The 22,906-nt window shown below is 60.5% G+C and carries 16 protein-coding genes; 3 read left to right on the top strand and 13 right to left on the bottom strand.

What is annotated here, in order from left to right:
- Positions 1 to 42: 42 nt before the first annotated feature.
- The 7 genes from ADU59_RS11045 to ADU59_RS11075 form a co-directional block, all read right to left on the bottom strand.
- Positions 43 to 1,149 (bottom strand): glycosyltransferase family 4 protein, encoded by a 1,107-nt coding sequence (locus ADU59_RS11045; protein ID WP_244506413.1) that lies wholly within the window; start codon positions 1,147 to 1,149, stop codon positions 43 to 45.
- 400 nt (positions 1,150 to 1,549) lie between these two features.
- Positions 1,550 to 2,830, bottom strand: coding sequence for a glycosyltransferase family 4 protein (locus ADU59_RS11050; protein ID WP_425332013.1), 1,281 nt, complete (start codon positions 2,828 to 2,830; stop codon positions 1,550 to 1,552).
- 2 nt (positions 2,831 to 2,832) lie between these two features.
- Positions 2,833 to 3,609: a polysaccharide deacetylase family protein gene (locus tag ADU59_RS11055; protein WP_068954187.1), complete on the bottom strand. Its 777-nt coding sequence runs from the start codon at positions 3,607 to 3,609 to the stop codon at positions 2,833 to 2,835.
- Positions 3,602 to 4,861 (bottom strand): O-antigen ligase family protein, encoded by a 1,260-nt coding sequence (locus ADU59_RS11060; RefSeq protein WP_244506414.1) that lies wholly within the window; start codon positions 4,859 to 4,861, stop codon positions 3,602 to 3,604. The genes ADU59_RS11055 and ADU59_RS11060 overlap by 8 nt, the downstream gene beginning before the upstream one ends.
- A gap of 90 nt (positions 4,862 to 4,951) precedes the next feature.
- A complete protein-coding gene (locus ADU59_RS11065) occupies positions 4,952 to 6,586 on the bottom strand; it encodes a GumC family protein (RefSeq protein WP_068954188.1) in 1,635 nt (544 codons plus the stop codon).
- A 124-nt stretch (positions 6,587 to 6,710) separates the two neighbouring features.
- Positions 6,711 to 7,883: a hypothetical protein gene (locus tag ADU59_RS11070; protein ID WP_083198229.1), complete on the bottom strand. Its 1,173-nt coding sequence runs from the start codon at positions 7,881 to 7,883 to the stop codon at positions 6,711 to 6,713.
- A gap of 82 nt (positions 7,884 to 7,965) precedes the next feature.
- Positions 7,966 to 9,219: a lipopolysaccharide biosynthesis protein gene (locus ADU59_RS11075; RefSeq protein ID WP_068954527.1), complete on the bottom strand. Its 1,254-nt coding sequence runs from the start codon at positions 9,217 to 9,219 to the stop codon at positions 7,966 to 7,968.
- Positions 9,220 to 9,579: 360 nt separating this feature from the next.
- Between ADU59_RS11075 and ADU59_RS11085 the strand changes: the two genes are divergently transcribed.
- The gene (locus ADU59_RS11085) at positions 9,580 to 10,278 is read left to right on the top strand and encodes a N5-glutamine methyltransferase family protein (RefSeq protein ID WP_068954190.1); all 699 of its coding nucleotides are present in this window, start codon (positions 9,580 to 9,582) and stop codon (positions 10,276 to 10,278) included.
- A 69-nt stretch (positions 10,279 to 10,347) separates the two neighbouring features.
- Positions 10,348 to 11,463 (top strand): hypothetical protein, encoded by a 1,116-nt coding sequence (locus ADU59_RS11090; RefSeq protein ID WP_068954191.1) that lies wholly within the window; start codon positions 10,348 to 10,350, stop codon positions 11,461 to 11,463.
- Positions 11,464 to 11,493: 30 nt separating this feature from the next.
- Here the strand turns inward: ADU59_RS11090 and nadE are convergent, their stop codons facing one another.
- The 5 genes from nadE to ADU59_RS11115 all read right to left on the bottom strand — a co-directional run bounded on the left by nadE (position 11,494) and on the right by ADU59_RS11115 (position 16,957).
- A complete protein-coding gene (nadE, locus tag ADU59_RS11095) occupies positions 11,494 to 12,507 on the bottom strand; it encodes an NAD(+) synthase (RefSeq protein WP_068954192.1) in 1,014 nt (337 codons plus the stop codon).
- On the bottom strand, positions 12,504 to 14,048 hold the full coding sequence (locus tag ADU59_RS11100; protein WP_068954193.1) for a class I adenylate-forming enzyme family protein: 1,545 nt from the start codon (positions 14,046 to 14,048) through the stop codon (positions 12,504 to 12,506). The genes nadE and ADU59_RS11100 overlap by 4 nt, the downstream gene beginning before the upstream one ends.
- Before the next feature lie 26 nt (positions 14,049 to 14,074).
- On the bottom strand, positions 14,075 to 14,353 hold the full coding sequence (locus ADU59_RS11105; RefSeq protein ID WP_068954194.1) for an acyl carrier protein: 279 nt from the start codon (positions 14,351 to 14,353) through the stop codon (positions 14,075 to 14,077).
- Between the two features lie 21 nt (positions 14,354 to 14,374).
- Positions 14,375 to 16,321: an asparagine synthase (glutamine-hydrolyzing) gene (gene asnB, locus ADU59_RS11110; RefSeq protein ID WP_068954195.1), complete on the bottom strand. Its 1,947-nt coding sequence runs from the start codon at positions 16,319 to 16,321 to the stop codon at positions 14,375 to 14,377.
- A 375-nt stretch (positions 16,322 to 16,696) separates the two neighbouring features.
- Complete coding sequence (locus ADU59_RS11115; RefSeq protein WP_068954196.1) at positions 16,697 to 16,957, bottom strand: hypothetical protein; 261 nt, start codon at positions 16,955 to 16,957, stop codon at positions 16,697 to 16,699.
- 816 nt (positions 16,958 to 17,773) lie between these two features.
- Here ADU59_RS11115 and ADU59_RS11120 point away from each other — a divergent pair.
- Positions 17,774 to 19,561 carry a methyl-accepting chemotaxis protein gene (locus tag ADU59_RS11120; RefSeq protein WP_068954197.1) on the top strand — a complete coding sequence of 596 codons (1,788 nt, stop codon included), beginning with the start codon at positions 17,774 to 17,776 and terminating at the stop codon, positions 19,559 to 19,561.
- Positions 19,562 to 19,639: 78 nt separating this feature from the next.
- On the opposite strand, the gene ADU59_RS11125 is transcribed toward ADU59_RS11120, so the two are convergent.
- A complete protein-coding gene (locus ADU59_RS11125) occupies positions 19,640 to 22,870 on the bottom strand; it encodes an efflux RND transporter permease subunit (RefSeq protein ID WP_068954198.1) in 3,231 nt (1,076 codons plus the stop codon).
- Positions 22,871 to 22,906 lie beyond the last annotated feature (36 nt).

The raw sequence follows: 22,906 nt of genomic DNA on the forward strand, positions 1-22,906 counted from the left end.
GATTTGCAATTTGGTTGACAGGGCGGGCTTGGCTGGATGCCCTCAGCGTTTCGGGCGGCGCAGGACGGATCGATACACATCCACCGTGCGTTCCGTGACCTTCTTCCAGCTGTACTCCGTCTGGATCTGTCCCATCAGCTCGTCCACGCCGTCTTCGCTAAACGGAACGGAAAGCTTGCGCTCAAGCGCTGCCGTCAGGGCATCCACATCGCCCATCGGGAAATAATCGCTTGCGGGAAGCTTGAGTTCACGGTTGGCGACGATATCGCTTGCAAGAACCGGCAGGCCGTAGCTGAGCGCCTCCAGCAGCGCGATCGGCATTCCCTCGTGGCTCGACGGCAGGACGAAGAGCGCCGCGTTGCTGTAAAGCTCGGCGAGAGAGACGCCGGTCTGAAAACCGGTCATGACGACGCCCGGCGTTGCGGCCGCAAGGGCCTTCACATAGGCCGAATATTCGGTTTCGTGATCCGCGCCGCCGACGATAACCAGCGTCTCGGGTCGATTCGCCTTGGCGAAGGCGAGGATCAGATCGTGCTGGCGCTTTTCCGGAACGAGACGCGCCATCATGACGATATACCGGCGGGGCTTCAGCCCGAAAGCATCGAGCGTGCCTGTTGTCGCGGGTTTCTGCTGCACCGAAACACCATTCGGCACGAAATCGACGGCGACGTGATACTCGTCACGCATCGCCCGGACGATTTCCTGCGAAATTGCGATACGGCCGTTGGATGCGTACATCCCGAATGTCTCACCCAGCTTGAGCATGCGCTTGGCAAAGCGTCCCCATTTCTGGCGTTCGTAATCGTAGCCGTGGTGGGTGATGATGACCTTGAGGCCGAAGAGGCGTGCCAGTGGGGCAACCAGTGCGGGGCCGACAGCGTGAATATGCAGCACGTCGGGCCTGTGGCGTGCGGCAAACAGAACGCCAGCGACGCTATGTCCGATAGCCTCGAGGATCATCGTCTTCGGTGCCCACAGCGGGATTACCCGAATGCCGTGCCAGATGTTTTCTGAAGGGTTCGTCAAATACTGGCGCCGCCCGATAACATCCACGTCCCAGCCCATATTGACCAGTTCGGTGCCGATCATCTCGATATGCTTTTCGACGCCGCCCTGAACGTTGGGGATGCCTCTGGTTCCAAGCATCATGACGCGCGGCCGGCTGGCGGCTTTCTCAAACGCGATCTTGGATTCATAGAGCGAGGCATCGCTCAGCGGTGGAACAGGCTCCACCGCGATGCGCTGCAGTTCAGAGCGGTCCGAAGCCTCGACAGCCGTGCCCGGTGCCGTTGACTGCATCTCGATTGACACGGCCGCGTCCCATACCAGCCGTTTTTCGCTGCTCTTTCGAGCATCGTTCTGAAGGTCTGCCGGCCCATTTTCGGGCTGCAGGATTGCCATCTTGGAAGCGTTCGGCTTTGTGCTCATTGTTCCACATCCCTGGTTCCTCGGGATATGTTTTAAATGTGAGCGGCTGAAATCGCGGAAATATAACCGTTAAAATTGTATCGAACTGCTGAAATTCTGGGTTGTTATGCCGAAATGTGTATCAATTTGGTTGTGTTTGGGCTTGCGCAGTAACCGGCAGTGATGCGCCGAGGCTGGAATAGAGTTCCGTCGTCCGCCGCAGATAGGCGGAAGATGAGAATTCGACCGAGATCCATTGCCTTGCCGTGCTGCCCATATTGCGCCGTGCTTCCGGCGAACGGGCATCCATCGCGGCGAGCGCGTCTGCCAGACCCTGCGCATCCGCAGGCGCTGCCATGAAGCCGGTCTCGCCTTCATGGATCATCTCGGGAATGCCGCCGATCCTGGCGCCGATGACCGGGGTGCCGAGGGCATAGGCTTCGAGAACGCTGATCGGCGCATTCTCGTACCACTCGGACGGCAGGACGAGGGCTTTCGCCTCGCCGATCAGGCGGTGCAGCGCTTTTCCGGAAAGATAACCAGCGAAAACGGCGTCCACACCAAGTGTTTGGGCGAGCTCTTTCAAGGCGGCTTCTTCCGGCCCGGTTCCTGCAATCACCAGTTTCTGCCTTGAGAGAGCCGCGGCCCGCAGCAGCGTATCGATCCCCTTTTCCGGCGCAAGGCGTCCGGCGAATACGAAATAATCCCCCTCCGTCCAGCCCGTATCGAACGCTTCGGCATCGACGAAGTTTGGAATGTAGACCATCTTTTCGCGCGGCCAGCCCCACTCGGCGAGCTTGTCGATATAGAAGCGGCTTGGAACGACGAGGCGGTCGAGATTGTTGCGGTACAGCCCCAGGCTTCGGTGCAGCGCGGTCTCGGCCAGGACGACTGCGCTCAGCACGGTGGAGCCCTTGATGCAGCGATGCACGAGAACGTTGTGAATGCGGCCGCCCTTGCAGTCCTCGCAGACTTTCGCGTCCCGCAGCATCTTGTAGGAGGGACAGGCAAGCTTGAGGTCGTGGACCGTCATCACGGTCGGAATTCCGGCCGATTTCAGCGTCGAGAAAATCGCCGGTGACAGGTGATGGTAGACGTTGTGCGCATGGGCGATCGTCGGGTTGACCCGCTCGATCAGCCGCTGGAGATTGCGTTGGGCCTCGAAGGAATAGATGATCTTCGCCACCTGCTTGATCTTGTTCAGCGTTCCGGTCTCATGGCCGTATTCGATCTCGGAGACGAAATAGTCGGACCATGGGCTCGGTGGATTCAGTTCGTGCTGCATGGCAAAGGGCACGACGTCCCATCCCGCCTGCTCGAACATGGCGATGTGATCGAGAAACACCGCCTCGGCGCCGCCTCTCCGATAAAAGTAACTGTTGATCTTCAGGAGCCGCGGCTTGCCGATTGTCTGATCCACGATGGTCAAGGGCGGGCCTCCTTCCAACCGAACCGGTCCAGTGCTTCGCAGACCGGCAGAATATCGCATTGGCGTTCGATGGCATGCGAAACGAGCCGTTCGAGCGTTTCCGGCCGACAGCCATAGTGAGTGGGTGTTGCTGTGATGTCGTGGGTAAAGAAGATCAGCCAGCCGGGATTGGCTGCCACATCGTCGATCCATCGTGTCAGGCCGCGTGCATGCTCTTCCGGCTGGCGAATTTCCACGGCTTTCAGCATCAGGGGATCGACCATCTCCCGGTTGATCGCCTCGCCGCCGGCCCGGCATGTCGTATAGCGTTTTCGAAGAACGCGCCGAAGCCGGGGCGATGCGGCATTGTAGGGGAAGGCGAAATTGGTGGGTCGGCGGGAAATGCCGGCATCGCTCAGAAAGGTCCCATTTCGATCGAGATCGCCGGCAAAAGCCTGGCTGGTCAGGCTGCCGACCTTGTGGTGCGAAAAGGTATGGCAGCCGATTTCGTGGCCGCGTTCGAACAGATCGCGGCACCCCTGCGCCGAAATCAGCCGGCGATCCGGCTCGATCCTGTTTTCCAGCCCGCCGGCGATATAGAATGTGCCGCGCGCGCCGTATTGTTCCAGGATGGCCGCCCCATTCGTCCAGGCCGTATCCGGCACGTCGTCAAAGGTGAAGGACACGATCGGCCGGTCCGTTGCGATCGGCCGCCGCGTTCTGGCAAAATGCCATATCAGCTGGTTGTTCAGCCGGTCGGTGATTGCGGTGACCTTGTCGAAAATGTCAGACATGGGGTGCCGGCCTTTCAGCGGGAGCGGCGCGATCCTCGGTCAGCGTCGCTGACGACTGAAAACGCAGGCCATAAAGGCAAAAGAGAAAAGTGAACCAGAGCAGATTGCCGCCTTCGAAGAAGAGGCTTTCGAGACCGGCATTGAAAATGAGGTAAAGCCAGACACGGATGAAAAGCCGGGTCAGAGGGGAGTGCTCGATTGCGGGAGACAGGCGGGAAATGTCGCGCAACGGCAGAACGAGAACCCACAGGAGCGTCATTACAAGACCGGGGATGCCCGCCATCAGGGCGATGTCGAGATAGGAATTGTGCCCGTTGGCGGCCGCGACCGCCCAGGTTTCGACATTGCCGCCGCCATAGACGAGTTCCTGCGTCTGCCAGAATGCCTTGATGCCGTATCCGGTGATCGGATTTTGCGCCAGTGCATCGAATGCGAAGCGCCAGATGTCGGCGCGGTTGGTGAAGGTGGCGTCGATCCCCAGCGATGTGACGAAATTACCAAGCGGCCGAAAAACCGCCGAGCCGACGGCAAAGAGATTGAACAGGCCGACGCCGCCGATGACGATCGGGATGCGCAGAAACCGGACGCGCTCGAACATCCACGCCAGGATCAGGATTGCGGGCAGCATGGCGCTGGAGGTCTTGCCGCCGGTGTGCATCAGAAAGACGACGGAGAGCACGATGATGGCGATCCCGGCGAGCCGCGACCAGACGCTCATGACGAAAAGGCCGAAGAAGGCCGCGACCACCATGGCCGCCGCGGCGCTGTTCTTGTGCGGGAAATGTCCGCGCCACATCCCGGCATTCATCGGTTCGCGCAGTTCGGACAGTTGGTGGATCGAAAGCTCCGGCTTGAACACGATGCCGTAATAGGCCGTCGCCAGCATGATCAGCGTGCCGATCGCCAGCATCTTGGCGAATTGCCTTTCCGAATTCGGCATCAGCAGATAGATGCTGGCGTTGATGGTTGCCATGACCGTCAGGATGACGGCCTTGATCCCGAGCATCGGATGGCTGGAAATGAGCGAAACGAACAGGAACCAGCCGAACATGGGCAGCAGCAGCGCCCGCGGCTGAAGAATGGTTGCACGCAACGGATGAAAAATGCCGTAGCAAAGCGTGCCTGCGAAGAGGCTGAGGGAGACGATCTGGTTCAGGCGGTTCGAATTGCCGGCCGACGGATCGAGTGTGGCCTCGCCGGTGAGATCGACGAATGGTGTCAACGAAATCCAGAAAAACAGGAATATCGCCATGAACAGGATGGGACCGGCGCCGATACCGCCGATCCCAATGCTGCCGAAGTCCGGCAGCGCACGATTGTCCGGCGACGCTGTTTTCATGGGTCAGCCTGCGTGCGGCTGATTCTGGCGCAGAACGCGGAGCATGCCGGACAGGACAGCAAGACCGATGCCGATGGCGATGCCGGCAAATGCACCGGCTGCCAGAAGCAGCAGGGTTCGTGGCGGCCAGCTGCGCGATTTCGGCGGCATTGCGCGTGAAATCACCCGGATGTTGGAGGTGTTGATCTGCTGCTGTTCGGTGATTTGCTGGGCCCGGGTCAGATGGGTTTCGTACAGCGCCGCCTTGGCGCGAGCGTCGCGCTCGAGGTCACGCAGTTGCACCTGCGAATCATTGTCCATGTAGACGGTCGACTGCTGCTCGGTCGCCTTGCCCTGCAGCGCGTCGAGCGTGGACTTGGCTTGTTTCATATCGCCCAGCGCCGTATCGGCAATGCGCTTGGCTTCGTTGGTGATCGATGCCTTCAGCGTCGAAAGGTCGGAATTGGCAGCCGTGATCCGCGGGTGGCGGGTGCCGTATGTCAGTGTCAGCGAATTCAGCTGCAGGACAGCCGCATCGTAGTCCTGCCGCAGCGTCGTCATGGCCGGTGAGGCGAAAACGGATGCGGAACTGGCGCGGCCGGTCGAAATCGCGTCCTGCATCTGCTTGTATCGTGTTTCCAGCTCGATGTAGCGCTGCTGGGCGGTCAGGACCTGCGTATTCAATTCGGCGGCGAGCTGCGTGCTGACCAGTTCGCCATTGCTCGACTGGAGCCCTTTTTGCCGCTTGAATTCTTCGACCTTTGCTTCCGCATCGGTGACGTTGCGGCGAAGTTCTTCGAGGCGCTGGTTGAGCGTTGTCGCGACCCGGCCGGCACTCTGCGCGGCGGATTCAAAGATTTCCGTCTCGAAAGCACTGACGATTGCATCGGACAAGGTCACGGACTTTTGCGGATCGTCGGTGTAGACGCCGAGAGAGACGACGAACGAGCGCTCCTCGCGCCGGGCTTCGACCCGTTCCGCCAGCGCGCGCATCGCGGTCAGCATTTTCCCCCGCGCCGTCTCGTCTTCGGGTGTGCTCGAGAACAACTGCTTGATCGCTGCGAAGATATCCGGTTTTACGAATTCCGTATCGTCGGTCAGTTTCATGGTGTCGATGACGCGAGTCAGTACATTGCGCGAGGTCAGGATCCGCAGCTTGCTTTCAACTTCCAGCAATTGCGAGTCGCGCAACGGATTGGAGCCGAATACGTCGTCGTTGACGACCTGAAGATTGGCGGGATCGATCACGAGATCGGTATAAACGGTGTAGCGCGGCTGAGCGGTCAGCGCATAGACGAGGGCCGCCGCTAGACACAGAACCGTCGCGCCGACGATCCAGCGCAAACCGTCCTTGAGCCACTGGAAAACATCATCCGGCCCAATCGCGCGAAGCGCTGCGAGATGTCCCATGATCTGCCCTTTGACGGGCGCGGGCGTGGGGCGCGTGTTGATCTGTTCGGCGATCGTTTCCTGTTGCCGGCCCGGCAGAAACGCCGTGCGCGCGGTTTCTGCAGACGTGCGTGCATACTCGGCACGGTTGAAGTCATCGCTGTCGTCGGATACCAGATCGAGCAGGGAGCCGCCATGCGAACGGGAGCGCAAGGCCGCTTCCGGGCGCTTTGTCGCTTGCCGCAGATCCGGTTCCTTCGGCGTATACATCCACTCTGCCTCCGCGGCGTGCCGTAAGTCCGTCGAGACAAACGCCGCCCTTTAGGTGAACATCATATTTAGCCGCTTATGGTAAACCGGGCGTTAAAATGCCCCGAGGCCAAAGGGCTGGCCGTCAAAAGTCATGGAGAAGCCTGCTCCAGATTTCCGATGCAAGACCGCCGGCATAAAAGCCGTCACCAACGGCAGCGGCCTTCAGATCCGCATGCCGTGTCGAAAGGCAGAAATAGCCGGTATGCCTGTGAACCAGATGGCGTTGACGCAGAACGGCATTCATCAGGAAAGGCTGGGCCATGCCCCGGGCACCGGCATATCCGTGACCATCGAGATCGGCGAAAAGCTGGGCAACGACGGCTGCTTCCTGACGCTCGAGGCATAAGACATTGAGCACCACCGCGTCGCGGCCGTCTGCGCCGAAATAGAGGTAACAGCCAATGACCTTGCCTTGAACATCGACAACACTCCGGCAGTAAAGCGCACCAAGGGACGTATTCAATCTCGCAGCGGCCATCAGCCAGTCGAATTCCGGCTTGGAAAAGACCGGGTGAACGAAGAAACGGTCCATCATGCCGAGAGCCAGCTCTGCGAACTGGTCCGGGGAAATGGGCGCACTCGTCGTATTCTCATGCGGTGCGGCAGCGAAGGACGCCTTCGTCCGGCGGATGAAATGATCAAAGACCCGCGCAATCCGCTGGAGCGGCAGTTTCCCCATAAACGGCATTCTGCCGCGCGCTCTTTCCAGCCCTGCTGCCATTGGCCGGAAAGTGCGGTGCCATTCCAGGCTCTGGATGGGCAGAGCGAGACCGCCGGCGGCAACCCAATGATCGGCGCTGACGGGCGAGGCATTGTCGCTGAAGCAGAAATCCTGGCGGGCTGCGCGCAGCATCCGGGCAAGACGCGCCGCGCCGGCGGCACCGCTCTTTCCCTGCGACATGAATGCGCAGAGAAGCCGTGCGGTCATGGGGCGTCCGTTGACCATGAATTCCAGCGGTATTGCCAGAATGGCACTGTCGATCGTGCCCTGTTCATTCAGGTGCACGAGGCTGCCGACATCCGGCGAATAGAGTGGGCTGGTGAAGAAAACGGTTTCGAGATAGCCGCTCAGGTCCGGGGCAGGCTGCAGCCGGTGCTTGCGGAACGTCTGGGTGAAGAGGCGCGCGACGGCGGACAGGTCGGTCCTCTCCATCGCACGGACCACGCCGGCACTGCGCCCGGGCCGGTTGTCGTCCGCAGACGGCCCGGAGGGTTCTATCGGCTGTTTCAATGCGCTTTTTGTCGCAAGCGTCATAGTGCACTCTTCATGTCCGACTTTGAAAAGCCAGATTATCTACGGGCCAAAGCAGGATTGTCTAAACAACTTAAAATTGAGTTTATGCCTTCATTGCTCCGCCTGCGTCAGCGGCATCGTCCTTTTTCGCATAGCGGAAGAAGACGGCCCAGGCGGCGGCGACCATTGCGGTCTCGATCACGTAGAATGAGACCACCGTACCCATGGGCGGAGCGTACCATGTCGCCCAGGCGGCAAGTGCTGCGCCCAGAATGCTGCCAAGGCCCATGACGGTGGCGCGCGCGGCATGGTATCCGGCGGCGCCCAGCGCTTCGACGGCAATCGACCACATGCCGAGTGGTACCACCACCCAGCAGAGCGTCCTGACGAACGAAACGAGCGTCAGGTATTCATGGCCGAACAGATAGGGAAGCAATGGGGCGAGCAGGAACACGGTCGTGGCGGCGGCCAGGCTTATTCCGGTCGCTGCAATGAGCACCTTGCGGATGCGGTCCATTGCCTTGTGAAGGCCGTTTGCCGCTGCCCGGGCCGAGCCCGGATACATCAGCCGGTTCAAGGCTTCGACGGAGAGATAGCTGCTTTCGAGAATCCGGCGTGCGACGCTGTAGCTTGCGACGATTTCCGCCGAGGTGACCAGGCTCAGTGTCAGAAGATCGGCATTCTGGCGAACGGCGCGCAGGATGAAGGGGATGCTGAAATACATGCCGAGCGGCAGCTCTTCCCGGACGATCTCGAATTTCGGCCGGCCCAGTTTCGCCAAGGCCCGGATGCAGATGGCAGCGACCAGAACATGGCAGACAAATTGCCAGACGGCCCATTCCGCGACGGTCGAGACGCCGAATGCGAGGCAGGCAAGTGCGGCGGCAACGGTGCGCGCGATCGCAAAGCCGACCACGGTCATATTGGCCGATACGAAATTGGAATGACCGATGAAAATCTGCTCGGTCAGCACGATCAGCCGCACGAAGATGATGTTGGTGACCAGCATCAGCGTCATCGCGATGAGGTTGAGCGACGGTTCGGTCGAAAGAGCGAAGAAGAAGGGAAGGATTGCCACGCCAAGCAGCACGAGCGCCACACCACTGATGGTGGTAAGAATGATGTTATGCCCCAGCATGACCGGGTACATCGAAGGATCGCGTGCGACGCGCCGGACCAGGCATTCCATGCCGCCAAGCCCGCAGAGGTGCACGGCAATGCTGCAGACCGCCGTGACGGCGACGAAAACGCTGAATTCGTTGACACCGAGCGAGCGCGCCAGAATGGCGAAGGTGAGCAACTGAGCAGCGGAACTCATGATCAGGCTGCCGCCGGAGGCCATGTAGGACATGACCATCGACAGAAGCGATCTCGATTTGGCCGCATGAAAAGCGTCCGCTGTCACCTTCGGTTCCCTCCTCTTGCAAACAGCGGCTCCTTTCCCGTTCCGGACGGTGTTATCTGTCCGGGCAAGATTTGATGAGACCTCATGGTTGCAGGCGCATAGGTTCCATTTGTTTGCTTGGAATCCGAATGTGACTATACTTTCATTTACTCCAGAGGTCGTTAATTTCGGGCCGAATCTGCTGCTGCGAGACCGGGAATTCATATTGAGGTTAACGCTTGCCTTTATGAAATTGATTTCAGTTTATGTTTACTTCGGTAGAGTATTGATTGCGGAAGACTTCGAGGATCGCAGGTTGGAGTTGTGTTTGTGATGGACAAGGTATGCGTCGAAGACCGAAGCGGAGCGCCAACGGAACCGCTGCTGCACCGTTTCATGGGGGTTGACCTTGAACTCGCTGCCGGCGTGCTCGTTCCGAGAGAAGAAACCGAGCTTCTCGGCCGTACTGCGGTCGGGCTGATTGAGGGGCGGATCGACAATCCACTGGTCATCGACATGTGCTGCGGCTCCGGCAATCTGGCGCTCGCCATTGCAACGCATATCCCGTCTGCCCGCCTTTGGGCTTGCGACCTCACAGACGAAACGGTGGCCCTTGCGTTGAGGAATGCCGAACGCTGCGGTTTTTCCAGCCGCGTCCGCGTGATGCAGGGTGACCTGTTCAGCGGGCTTGCGGGCGAGAATCTCGAAGGCCAGGTGGACCTGATCGTCTGCAACCCGCCCTATATCTCGACGCAGCGTCTCGAAAGCGACAGTGCGCACCTGCTCGACAACGAACCGCGCGAAGCCTTCGACGGCGGTCCCTATGGTATTTCCATTCATCAGCGTCTCGTCCGCGATGCGCTCGCCTATCTGAAGCCGGGCGGCTGGCTTGCCTTCGAATTTGGCGAGGGACAGCACCGGCAGGCCGCAGCGCTGCTGGCACGGGCGCGCGGCTATGAACCTGCGCGTTTTGCGCAGGATGCAGCCGGCCTGCCGCGCGTCGCATTCGTTCAGAAACGGCCCGATGCGTGACGCGCCCGCGCTGAGCAACACATTCAGAAAATCACTGCCAGACATTCACTGCCGGAACCTGAAAAGCTGATGAGTGAAATCCGCGCGTTGCAAAGCTCCGACATTCCGGCCCTGGCAGGGATGTTTCAACGTGTCTTCCGCGACCCCGGCGCTCCGGCAAGCCGAAGTCTGACGGACTATCTCCGGTATTTCTATCTTGATGCACCCGGCCAGGACATCGGTATCGCATCGCTCGTTCATCTCAACGACAGCGGCGAGATGACGGGTTTTGTCGGAGCCACGGGGCTGCCGATCACATTCGATGGCAGGCACCTGCGTGCTGCGATTTGCGGTTCGTTTATGGTGGAAGGACGGGAGGCCGACCCCTTGGCCGGTGCCCGTCTCCTCAAGGCGTTTCTGGCCGGTCCCCAGGATCTGTCCTTCAGCGAGACGGCGAGCGAGGTATCCGCTTCGATGTGGATGAAGCTGCGCGGGGTGGCGCTGCCGCAGTACAGCCTCGACTGGCTTCGCATCATCCGTCCAGCCGGTTTCTTCGTCGAACTTGGCCGCAGCCGTATCGGCGCGGCGCGGTTTCTCCGGCCGCTGGCGCGCAAGGCCGACGATATCCTGCGGCGGCGCATGGGGGGCGACGATCTGCGATGGTCGGCTGTCCCTTCGTCCTGGAATGGGCAGGGAAGCTTCAAGACGACCGGGATATCCGTCGAGGCATTTGCCGAATTGTTCGTCCGGCTGACGGCGCGATTCCGGCTGCGGCCGGATTTTCCGGACGATCAGCTTGCCTATATCCTGCGCGATGCAATGCATGCGCGGCCGGAGGGCGAGGCCGTTTTCTGCAAGGTCGAGGCGCGGACCGGTGCCGTTGTCGGTGGATTCGTCTATTACGGCGATGCGGGTCGCATCGGCCGGGTTCTCCAGATTCTGGCGGTCCCCGGTCAGGAGCGGCAGGTCATCGATTGTCTGATCGCGCATGCTGCGGAGCGGGGCGCCGTCGCCCTGCGCGGCCGCACGCAACCGGCCCTTCTCGAAGCCATGCTCGGCCGGCGCATATCCTTTACCCACATTGCCTCAAGCGTCATCCATGCCAAGGATCCGGATATCCTGCAGGCCTTTCAGAATGGCGACGGATTCTTCAACGGGGTGGCGGGCGAACACTGGAGCCGGCTGGCGGCGGGCGACATCGACTGACGCGCCTTCCGCCGCTTGTCCCTCCATACTCTACTTCGATGCGATCTCGCTGACCGGTTCGACCAGTTGCGGCGCGAGATGCAGGTAGCGCGTCGCCTTGCGCTTGGCGGCGATATCGGCCCAGACGCGCGTCATCTGATCCGCCGTCAGGCCGGCGGCCGTGGCAACGACATCGGCGGGAAGATTGTTGTTGAGGCCGTAGAGGCAGAGATCCATCCGGTCGTAGGGCAGGGAGAAGTAGAACTCCTCCTGCGTCTGCTGCAGCGAATAGGTGTCCGTCGTCGGTGGACGCTTGCAGATTTCTTCCGGCACGCCGAGATAGGCGGCAAGCTGGTAGACCTGGGTCTTGTAGAGATGGGCGATCGGCTTGACGTCGGCGGCACCATCGCCATTCTTGACGAAAAAGCCCTGATCATATTCCAGCCGGTTCGGCGTGCCGATCACGGCGTAGTTCAGCCGGTCGGCATGGAAATATTCGAGCTGCTTGCGGGTGCGCTGCTTCATGTTCGTTGCCGCGACGATGCCGAGATAGACGGAGGGCGTCATGCGCAGCTTTGTCTGCTTGCCCTCCGGGTCCTGCACCACCAGATAGGAAATATTGTAGCCGTCGCCTTCCAGTGCGCTGGAGATGACGATCTTCGAGGCCCAGGCGCTGGTATATTCCGGCACGAGTTCGCGGATGAAGGCATCGCGGCGATCGTAGCAACCCATGGCCTGCAGCGACGGGCCGATGTCCTCGACCACGCTGTCGATGCCGAAGGTTTCGGCGATGGTGCGTCCGAGACGCAGGCTTTCCGGATCGGAATCGTTTTCCGGCATGAACAGCGCGTAGACATTCTTTGCGCCGACTGCGCGGGCGGCAAGGGCGGCGCAGACGCTGCTATCGATACCGCCGGAGAGACCGAGAACAAGCCCGCGCTTGCGCAAGGGGCCACGCAGCTGCTCGCGCAGCGCAGCGACGATCTTGTCGGCTTCCTTGGCCGGGTCGATCGAAAGCGTCGCGGCGGAGAATGCGGTGGCGGTATCGGCTTTGTGCATGTTCATTCGGCAGCCTCCAGTGTTTCCGCGGCCAGCCTGCGGCTCACCTTGCCGGTGTCCGTCTTCGGTAGCGCGTCGCGAAACTCGATAAGACGCGGCACCATGAAATCTTCCAGATGGGCGGCGCAATGTTTGATGATGTCCCGTTCCGTCAGCGCCGAATCGGAGAGAACGACAAGGGCTGCGATCGCCTGGCCCAGCACGGGATCGGGCAGGCCGATGACAACAGCCTCGGCGATGCCGGGATGGGCGTGCAGCACGGTTTCGACTTCCTTGGGCGCAACTTTTTCGCCACGCGTCTTGATGATGTCGTCCTTGCGGCCGACGAAATAGAGAAAGCCTTCCTCGTCGGTGCGGAAGAGGTCACCCGTGTAGAGTACCTTTTCCCAAGGGTTGGGGCCGGGGCGAAGCATCTTGTTGGTCGCCTCGTCGTTGCGCCAGTAGCCTTGCATGACGTGCGGGCCGCGGATCACCAGTTCGCCGGAGACGCCGGGCGGCACGCGTTGACCGTCGTCATCCACCACGAAGGCTTCGGTGTTCGGAATGGCGATACCGACCGAGCCGGGGCGGCGATCCAGTTCCGCCGGCGGCAGGTATGTGCAGCGCTTGCATTCCGTCAGCCCATACATCGAATAGACGGTCGCACGCGGGAAAAGCTCGCGCAACCTGGCGATGTGGGCCGGCGGCAGGGCGGCGGCGGTGTTGGTGATGTAGCGCAGGCTCGGCAGGAAGTCCGGCTCGAGATCGCGCATCTGCAGGATCATCGCGGCCATGGTCGGCACCAGTGGAAAGCCGGTGACGCCCTCTTCACGGATACGGTCGAAAATAGCCTGCGGGAAGGCAAAGGAGGCTTCGAGGACGATGGTGGCGCCAAGCTTTACGGCCATCAGCAGCTGATAGAGGCCGTAGTCGAAGGCAAGCGGCAGGACATTCAGGATGATATCGTCGGCCGTGTTGTCCAGATAGGCGGTGATCGAGGTCGCAGCCGCCTCGACATTCCGGTGGGTCATCATCACGCCCTTCGGGCGGCCGGTCGAACCGGAGGTATAGATCAGCAGCGCCAGATCGACGTCGATGCCGCGATGATCCACGTTGGTTCCGCTCCCGCCGAGACAGGTCTCGAAATCGGCGACGCCTTCGCCGGGGCCTGCGCCCCTGAATGTCGTCGATGCGACGAACAGATGGCGTGGCTCGATGGTCCGCGCTTCCGTCACAACTGGCAGCAGCTTGCCCTGCGTGAGAATCCCTGCCGCCTCGCAATTGCCGATGACATAGGCGAGCTTGTCGGCCTTGGTCGATGGGTTGACCGGGACGGCGGTGGCGCCGGCCTTCAGGATGGCAAACAGCGAGATCGCCGCTTCCCAGCAATTGTTCATGAAGACGAGAACACGATCGCCGCGCACGATGCCGCCCCCGGCGAGCGACGAGGCCAGCCGGCTGGCCGCCGTGTCGAATTCCGCATAACTGAAACGTTTGTCACCGGCCACCAGGGCCGTTTTGCCGCCATCGAGGCGGGCGCTGTTTTCCAGAAATTCTTCGACGCGCATCGTCTGTCTCCCGTCGCCCGATATGGTCAGGCTGACATCTTGTTGCGTGCTGGCTCTTGCGTATGCTTGGCGACGAAGGCGGCGATCCGCGCTACCGAATCGAGATTGGCCGGTACGATATCCGCGTCCGCCATGACGAAGTCGAAGCGGTCTTCGATGAAGGCGACGAGTTCGAGGACGCCGGTGGAATCGATGACTTCATTTTCGATCAGCGATGCGTCGTCCTGAAGGTCGTAGGCTGTGTCGCCGAACAGAAAATTCTCGATGATGAAGGCCTTGATGCTGTCTTTAATGGGCTGGGTCATATGTTTCTCCTGGAATTGGGCTCACGCCGCTTGCGCGCCGAGCGCCTTTGCGGCCGAAAATGTCTTTTGCCAGAGCTGCGTCGACAGGATGCCGACGAAGGCGACGTTGTCGCGATAACCGGACGCCGGCTTCTCGCTGCATTTCTCGTAAAGTTTCGAAACGGCCTTGGGATTGAAAAGGCCGGATTCCGCAATTGTGCTTTCGCTGAAAGCGTCGTGCACGTAATCGCGCTGGTTCTTGCCGACAAAGGATTGGCTGTCCGGCGCCCGGTAGGGCTGTTTGGTCCGGCGGCCGATGGATTCCGGCAGAAGATCCTTGGTCGCTTCCCGCAGGATGTATTTTTCGACAAGCCCCTTGAGTTTCATCTCGGGTGGCAGGCGGGTTGCAAATTCGACAAGGCGGTGGTCGAGGAACGGGAAGCGGCCTTCGATGCCATGCGCCATAGCCATGCGGTCGCCCTGGCTCGACAGGATATAGCCCGGAAGCAGGAAACGGCTTTCGAGATATTGTGCCTGATGGAGCGGATGCCAGCGGCCGAAGTCTTGCGGTAGCCGCGAGACGAGTTCGGCGGCGGCGTCGTATCCCGCCAGCGTCTGGCGAAGATCGCCGGAAAAGAACAGCTTGGCGGCTGCAGTGCCGCGCAGGCGTGGCCGGTGCGAGAACAGCGGATCATCCAGCGGGGCATCGCCGGCGCCGAAGAAGGCGGCCAGATATTCGGCGGATTGCTGTTTCAGGCCGGGCAGATAGGCATAGAGCTTGCGAAACAGATGTGGCCTGATCCGCGAGCCGGGCTGGCGTGCGCAGAAACGGCGGACGCGGGCCTCCTTGAAGATATCATAGCCGGCGAAGACCTCGTCGGCGCCTTCGCCGGTCAGAACCACTTTCAGGCCCTTTTGGCGGACGAGGCCGGACAGCTGGTAAAGCGGCGCCGGCGCGGTGCGCAGGATGGGGCGCTCGGTAAAACGGATCACGTCGGGAAACGAGCCGGCAATATCGCCGTCACCGCAGGCGACGGCATGGTGATGCGTGCCGAGAGCCTCGGCCATCTGCAGCTGGAAAGCGCTTTCGTCATGTTCCTCGCTGCCGAAGGTCACCGAAAACGTCGAGAGACCACCCGGCGCCATGGGCGCTGCGAGCGCCGAGACGATGGACGAATCGAGGCCGCCGGAAAGGTAGGATCCAACCGGCACGTCGGCGCGCATCCGAATGCGTGTCGCGTCGGTCAGGAGGGCGCGCAATTCCTCGGCGGCAGTCCGCGCATCGGTGTAAGCGGCGGGCTCGCCCATATCGGGATATTGCAGCGTCCAGTAGGGCTTGATCGACACGCCGCTTTTCCCGGCGACGAGTAGATGCGCCGGTTCCAGCTCGAAGATGTCGCGGAAAGCGGTGCGAGGAGCGATCGGCGCCCAGAGTGTGAAGATCTGATCCAGCGCCAGCGGGTCCATGTCCGCCCGGACACCCGGCACTTGCAGCAGTGCCTTGACCTCGGAGGCGAAGTAGAGCGTGTTGCCGACGGTGGTATGGAACAGCGGACGCACGCCCATCCGGTCGCGGGCGATGACCATTCTCTGCTCGGGGGCATCCCAGATCGCAAAGGCGAAATCGCCGTTGAGCAGCGAGACGCAATCCGGACCCATGCGCTCATAGAGGTGCAGGATGACTTCGGTGTCGCTTCCGGTGCGGAAGACGTGCCCCTGGGATTTGAGTGTTTCTCTCAGCTCGACATAATTGAAGATCTCGCCGTTGAAGGCGATGGTGAAATTGCCGCTGGAATGCGTCATTGGCTGCTGTCCATCGCCAAGGCCGACGATCGACAGGCGCGCGTGGCCGAGTCCGACGGAGGGGGCTGCGAAAATGCCCTGCTCATCCGGTCCCCGATGGGCAATCGTGGCAACCATACGATGCAGCAGCGGTTGCGCATCATGAGGCGCGACGCCATCTCCGAAATAACCGCCAAATCCACACATGCAGCAAAATCCCCGACTTGCCTTCGAGGCGGATAATGCCTCAAAAGCCTCCGCGATGTGTTAATCTGGATCAGGATTTTTGAACAATTTCCGTAATTTTATCTCACGGTAAAGATTGATTTAAGAGCAATTTCGGATTTTTTCTAAAAGTTTAAATAATAATCTGCGTAAAGGTGTTTTCTTCTGGCATGCAACTGCGCCTGTTGTTGCCGCGTTTCGTTCGGCCGGCACGGCCTTGCGGTGGGAAGAGGCCGACTTTAAGCCCATGCAATCTTGGGTGGATTCATTTGCCGCCCCGACGCGTTACCGCATCTGCCTATGCCGGTGTGTGACGGTTAACGAATTCTGACACGACGGAAATTGACAGGGATCTGCTCAGTCCGGTGATCGAGCTGCGGGTTTGGATCGGATGGCAAGAGCATGGTCGACAAAGACGAATTTCGGCCTGGATGGGCTGGTCGCGAACTTGTGGATGAAGACGACCGTCAGCAGAGGCCAGAAGAGACAGAAAACCAGGCCCGCGACGCGGTGGAGCGGCCACTGGTCGCCCCCTTTCTCGCCTTCGATATAGGTGAGTGCGAGATAGAGCAGGGCTGTCGCACCGTAAACCAGCTCCGCGATCTGCACATTCGACATGACGCCGGCTCCCTGTTGGCCTCGAATATTCGGTTATGACGTTGGAATACAATCTGGACGAAAGTGAACGGAAAGTCACTGCCGTTATGGGTGAAAATTAAGGAATTCTTTACTTAAGGTAAATTTGCAGCTTGCCGGTTCCAGGCGTCGCCGGTCGGGTTGAAGCCGATGCTTGGCGGGGACACACCAGCAAGCGGGGTGGCCATGAATACCGGTGCGACCTGACGGAGGTGGTTCGGATGCGCTTTGCCGGATCACTCTGTTGGTTCGTCTTCGCGCAGATCGAAAAGCTGATGAAATCGAGAAGCAATTATAAGGTGTATTTTTCTCCACTTTGGGAGAGGGCTATGAGAGTGCGGGGCTATGAAAACTGGAATCGGAAACGGATGGTTCGAGTTCAATACCGGTATATCCTCCATATTCCCGAATGAATCGCTTCAATCTAAAGAAGTTTAAGTCAAATTTGGATTTTCTGAAGTTTTCGAGCTCAAAAATATTGTTTTATTAAAATTGCACAACCATTAAGTGTTCCTTTAGCAATAACACCAATAGTTGTATTTGTGCAGCCGGGTGACAACTCGGGCATGATGCGGATGCACGGGCCGGCGAAGAGCCGGCATGTCCAATTTCAGAAAGCCTGATCGTCTCGCGGGTGGTCCCTGTGCGGGCGGCGATCGCAGCGGTCAGGTTTCACGGCCACAAGAGAAAACAACAAGAACACACCGACATTCGGGGCTCCGACAGGCCGACGCATGTGCCCATTGCTGCGCCCAAAATGGCGCGGAAAACCCGATCAGATGCCGAAGGAGGCGTTTCATGAGCAAGCTTTTCTCATTTTTTGGCGGCGATACGACAGCTGTTCTGGCCGCGATGCATAAATCCCAGGCGATTATCGAGTTCGACCTGAACGGCAATATCCTGAATGCCAATCCGAATTTCTGCGCCGCGCTGGGTTACGAACTCTCGGAGATAAAGGGTAAGCACCACCGGATTTTCGTCGACCCGGCGGAGGCGGCAAGCGCCGACTACCGCGAATTCTGGGCGCGTCTCGGCCGCGGCGAATTCGACAAGCGCCAGTACAAGCGTATCACCAAGAGCGGCCGGGAAATCTGGATCGAGGCGTCCTACAATCCGGTGTTTCGCGGCGGCAAGCCCTACAAGGTGGTGAAATTCGCAACGGATATCACCGACGCCCGGCAGAAGGCGACCGAAGATGCCGGCAAGCTGAACGCCATTTCGCGTTCGCAGGCAGTGATCGAATTCACCCCGGCCGGTGAAATCCTGACCGCCAACGAAAATTTCTGTGGTGCTCTGGGTTATCAGCTTTCGGAAATCCAGGGCAAGCATCATCGGATGTTCTGCGATCCGGCCTATGTCCAGACCGAGGAATACCGGCAGTTCTGGGAGCGGCTCGGGCGCGGCGAGTTCACCGCCAACGAATTCCTGCGCTTCGGCAAGGGCGGCAAGGAAATCTGGATCCAGGCGGCTTACAACCCCATCATCGATGACAAGGGCAAGGTCCTCAAGGTCGTCAAATTCGCAACCGACGTGACTGAGCGTATGGGAGCGGTCGCCACGCTCGCTACCGCCTTGAAAAACTTGTCCGACGGGGATCTGACGCAAAGCCTCGAAAAGCCGTTCGTGCCGACGATGGAAAAGGTCCGGCACGATTTCAATGATGCGGTGGCCAAGTTGCGGGCGGCGATGCAGTCGGTCGGCGTCAACGCGCAGGCCATTGCGGCGGGTTCGACGGAAATCCGCTCGGCTGCGGATGACCTGTCGAAGCGGACGGAACAGCAGGCTGCCTCTGTCGAGGAAACGGCCGCTGCACTGGAAGAAATCACCACGACAGTCGCCGACTCCAGCCGCCGGGCCGAGGATGCCGGCAAGCTGGTTGCCGCCACCCGCGAAAATGCCGAACGGTCCGGCGCGGTGGTCCGCAATGCCATCACGGCAATGGGGCAGATCGAGCATTCGTCACGCGAGATTTCCAGCATCATCGGCGTCATCGACGACATCGCCTTTCAGACCAATCTTCTTGCCCTGAATGCCGGTGTGGAAGCGGCACGGGCCGGCGACGCCGGCAAGGGTTTTGCTGTCGTCGCGCAGGAGGTCCGCGAGCTCGCTCAGCGCTCCGCCAAGGCCGCCAAGGAGATCAAGGCGCTGATCAACACCTCCGGCGAGCAGGTCAAAAGCGGCGTCTCGCTCGTCGGCGAAACCGGCAAGGCGCTGGAGGAGATCGTCAAGCAGGTCCAGGAGATCAACAGCAACGTTGTCGCCATCGTCGAAGGTGCCAGGGAGCAGGCAACGGGGCTGAAGGAGATCAACCAGTCCGTGAATGCCATGGATCAGGGCACGCAGCAGAACGCCGCGATGGTGGAACAGTCCACCGCCGCCAGCCACAGCCTGGCCCGCGAGGCGGAAGCGCTGTTTGCCCTGCTCGGCCAGTTCAGGGTTGGACAACAGAGCACATCGCCCCGGGCGGTGGATGCCGGTCATCATCACCGGCCGGTGGCATCACCCGCGCGCAGGATGGCCGGACAGGTGATCCGGGCGTTCTCCGGAAATGCTGCCACGGCGCAGGATAACTGGGAAGAGTTTTAGGCCGATGATCTGATCCGGAAAGAAAAACGGCGCCCTTTGATCGGGCGCCGTTTTCATTGCTTGGATAAGTGACTGAGCCTATTCGGCTGCTTCGAGTCCGGGCAGGGACGGCTGCCCGTGCAGGTGCGTTACAGGGGCCGGTTCGTGGGCGACAGCGTGAGCACCGCTTTTCTTCAGCGGCCTGTTGCCGGTGAGCGCCCGGACCAGAACGTAGAAGACCGGTGTCAGGAACAGGCCGAACAGTGTCACGCCGATCATGCCGGAGAACACCGCGACACCCATGGCATGGCGCATTTCGGCGCCGGCGCCGGTCGAGATGACCAGCGGTACCACACCCATGATGAAGGCCATCGAGGTCATCAGGATCGGGCGCAGGCGAAGGCGGCTGGCCTTGATGACGGCCTCGAAGGGCGTCGCTCCCTCGAATTCGAGTTCACGGGCGAACTCGACGATCAGGATGGCATTCTTCGCCGAAAGCCCGACCAGCACGATCAGACCGATCTGGGTGAAGACATTGTTGTCACCGCCCGTGAGCCACACCCCGCCCAATGCTGCCAGAAGCGCCATCGGGATGATCATGATGATCGATAGCGGCAGTGACAGGCTCTCATATTGCGCCGCCAGCACCAGGAAGACGAGCAGGATCGACAGCGGGAAGATCAGGATACCGGTATTGCCGGCGATGATCTCCTGATAGGTCAGTTCCGTCCATTCGAAGGTGACGCCCGCGGGCAGCGTTTCAGCAGCGATGCGTTCGACAGCGGCGCGGGCCTGGCCGGAGGAATAGCCGGGTGCCGTGTTGCCATTGATATCGGCCGAGAGGAAGCCGTTGTAGCGCATCGCCCGTTCCGGCCCGGCACTGGACGTGACGTTGAGCACGGCCGACAACGGGATCATCTCACCCGAATTCGAGCGGACTTCCAGCTTGCCGATATCTTCGGCCTGGGCACGGTAGTTCGCATCGGCCTGGACGCGGACGGAATAGGTGCGGCCGAATTTGTTGAAGTCGTTGACGTAGACCGAGCCGAGATAGATCTGCAGCGTGTTGAAGATTTCCGTCAGCGGAACATTCAGCTGGCGCGCCTTGGCGCGGTCGACGTCGGCATAGAGCTGGGGAACGTTGACCTGATAGCTGGAGAACATGCCGACCAGTTCAGGCGTCGTATAGGCCTTGGCCATGAAGCCCTTGACGGCGGCGTCGAGCGCCTCGTAGCCGAGACCAGCCTTGTCTTCCAGCTGCAGCTTGAAGCCGCCGATTGCGCCAAGCCCCTGAACGGGTGGTGGCGGGAAGATGGCGCTGAAGGATTCCTGGATGACGCTGAGTTCCTGGTTGAGCCGTCCGGCGATCGCACCGGCCGATAGATCCGGCGTCGTGCGTTCCTCGAAAGGTTTCAGCGACAGGAAGACGATGCCGGCGTTGGACGAGTTGGTGAAGCCGTTGATCGACAGGCCGGGGAAGGCGATGGCATTTTCGACGCCGGGAACCTTGAGCGCGATGTCGCTGATGCGGCGGATCACGTCCTCGGTGCGGTCAAGCGAAGCGCCGTCCGGCAGCTGTGTGAAGCCGACCAGATATTGCTTATCCTGCGGCGGCACGAAACCGCCGGGCACGGCCTTGAAGAGAAAGACGGTGGCGCCGATGAGGAGGAGATAGACGCCCATCATCAGGGTCTTGCGCGAGATTACGCCCTTGACGCCGCTGCTATAGGCGCGTGATCCGCGGGAAAAGACGGCGTTGAAACCGCGGAAGAACCAGCCGAACAGGAAGTCCATCACCCGGGTCAGGCGATCCTTCGGCGCATCATGTCCGCGCAGCAGGAGAGCGGCAAGCGCCGGAGACAGGGTGAGCGAGTTGAAGGCGGAGATGACGGTCGAAATGGCGATCGTCAGGGCGAACTGCTTGTAGAACTGGCCGGTGAGGCCGGAGATGAAGGCAAGCGGCACAAACACGGCAACGAGCACGAGGGCGATTGCAATGATCGGGCCGGAGACCTCGGTCATCGCCTTGTAGGTTGCCTCGCGTGGTGGAAGACCGTCCTCGATGTTTCGCTCGACGTTTTCCACGACCACGATCGCGTCATCGACGACGATACCGATGGCAAGCACCAGGCCGAACAGGCTGAGCGCGTTGATCGAGAAGCCAAGCATCTGCATCACGGCGAACGTGCCGACGATCGAGACGGGAACGGCGATCAGCGGAATGATCGAGGCACGCCATGTCTGCAGGAAGATGATGACGACGATGACGACGAGGGCGATGGCTTCGAGCAGCGTGTGGATGACCGCCTCGATCGAGGCGCGCACGAACTGCGTGGTGTCATAGACGATCTCGTAATCGACATCCTGCGGCATGGATGCCTTGACTTCCTGCATGGTGGCGCGGACCTGATCGGCAATTTCGATCGCGTTCGAACCGGGCGCCTGGAAGACGGGGATGGCGACTGCCTGCTTGTTGTCGAGCAACGAGCGCAGCGAATATTCGGCCGAACCAAGCTCGATGCGCGAAACGTCGCGCAGGCGCGTGATCGCGCCGGTCGGGCTGGTCTTGATGATGATCTCGCCGAATTCGTCCTCGCTCTGCAACCGCCCCTGCGCATTCACCGAAAGCTGCAGGTCAACACCTTCCTGGTTCGGGGAGGAGCCGATGACGCCGGCTGCCGCCTGGACGTTCTGGGCACGGATTTCATTGACGATGTCGGAGGCGGACAGGCCCAGCTGGGCCATTTTCTGCGGATCGAGCCAGATGCGCATCGAATAGTCGCCGGAGCCGAACAGCTGCACCTGACCGACGCCGTCGATACGGGCGAGCCGGTCCTTGACGTTGATGAGCGCGTAGTTGCGCAGATAAGTCATGTCATAGCGGCCCTGGGGCGAGGTCAGGTGCACGACCATCATCAGGTCAGGGGAGCTTTTGATGGTGGTAATGCCGAGGCGGCGGACCTCTTCCGGCAGCCGCGGCTCGGCCTGGCTGACGCGGTTCTGGACGAGCTGCTGTGCCTGATCCGGATCCGTGCCGAGCTTGAAGGTGACGGTCAGTGTCATCAGGCCGTCGGTGGTTGCCTGGCTGCTCATGTAGAGCATGTCCTGGACGCCGTTGATCGACTCCTCCAGCGGCGTTGCCACCGTTTCGGCGATCACCTTCGGGTTGGCACCGGGATAGTTGGCTCGCACAACGACGGACGGCGGCACCACGTCTGGATATTCCGAGATCGGCAGGATCGTCATCGCGATCAGGCCGCCAAGGAAGATGATGAAAGAAAGCACGCCCGCGAAGACCGGGCGATCGATGAAGAATCTGGAGATATTCATGGCGTGATCCGCCCTTGTTCTTAAGTGCCGGAGAAA

The sequence above is a fragment of the Pararhizobium polonicum genome, from assembly GCF_001687365.1.
GTDB classification, from domain to species: Bacteria; Pseudomonadota; Alphaproteobacteria; order Rhizobiales; family Rhizobiaceae; genus Pararhizobium; species Pararhizobium polonicum.

What these genes read in the sequence shown, in the direction of transcription:
- ADU59_RS11100 (WP_068954193.1), bottom strand. Translation starts at nt 14,048, where the DNA reads ATGCGCGTCGAAGAATTTCTGGAAAACAGCGCCCGCCTCGATGGCGGC.
- ADU59_RS11065 (WP_068954188.1), bottom strand. Translation starts at nt 6,586, where the DNA reads ATGTATACGCCGAAGGAACCGGATCTGCGGCAAGCGACAAAGCGCCCG.
- asnB (WP_068954195.1), bottom strand. Translation starts at nt 16,321, where the DNA reads ATGTGTGGATTTGGCGGTTATTTCGGAGATGGCGTCGCGCCTCATGAT.
- ADU59_RS11120 (WP_068954197.1), top strand. Translation starts at nt 17,774, where the DNA reads ATGAGCAAGCTTTTCTCATTTTTTGGCGGCGATACGACAGCTGTTCTG.
- ADU59_RS11045 (WP_244506413.1), bottom strand. Translation starts at nt 1,149, where the DNA reads ATGATGCTTGGAACCAGAGGCATCCCCAACGTTCAGGGCGGCGTCGAA.
- ADU59_RS11055 (WP_068954187.1), bottom strand. Translation starts at nt 3,609, where the DNA reads ATGTCTGACATTTTCGACAAGGTCACCGCAATCACCGACCGGCTGAAC.
- ADU59_RS11075 (WP_068954527.1), bottom strand. Translation starts at nt 9,219, where the DNA reads ATGGTCATGTCCTACATGGCCTCCGGCGGCAGCCTGATCATGAGTTCC.
- ADU59_RS11085 (WP_068954190.1), top strand. Translation starts at nt 9,580, where the DNA reads ATGGACAAGGTATGCGTCGAAGACCGAAGCGGAGCGCCAACGGAACCG.
- nadE (WP_068954192.1), bottom strand. Translation starts at nt 12,507, where the DNA reads ATGAACATGCACAAAGCCGATACCGCCACCGCATTCTCCGCCGCGACG.
- ADU59_RS11125 (WP_068954198.1), bottom strand. Translation starts at nt 22,870, where the DNA reads ATGAATATCTCCAGATTCTTCATCGATCGCCCGGTCTTCGCGGGCGTG.
- ADU59_RS11105 (WP_068954194.1), bottom strand. Translation starts at nt 14,353, where the DNA reads ATGACCCAGCCCATTAAAGACAGCATCAAGGCCTTCATCATCGAGAAT.
- ADU59_RS11060 (WP_244506414.1), bottom strand. Translation starts at nt 4,861, where the DNA reads ATGGCGATATTCCTGTTTTTCTGGATTTCGTTGACACCATTCGTCGAT.
- ADU59_RS11090 (WP_068954191.1), top strand. Translation starts at nt 10,348, where the DNA reads ATGAGTGAAATCCGCGCGTTGCAAAGCTCCGACATTCCGGCCCTGGCA.
- ADU59_RS11070 (WP_083198229.1), bottom strand. Translation starts at nt 7,883, where the DNA reads ATGACGCTTGCGACAAAAAGCGCATTGAAACAGCCGATAGAACCCTCC.
- ADU59_RS11115 (WP_068954196.1), bottom strand. Translation starts at nt 16,957, where the DNA reads ATGTCGAATGTGCAGATCGCGGAGCTGGTTTACGGTGCGACAGCCCTG.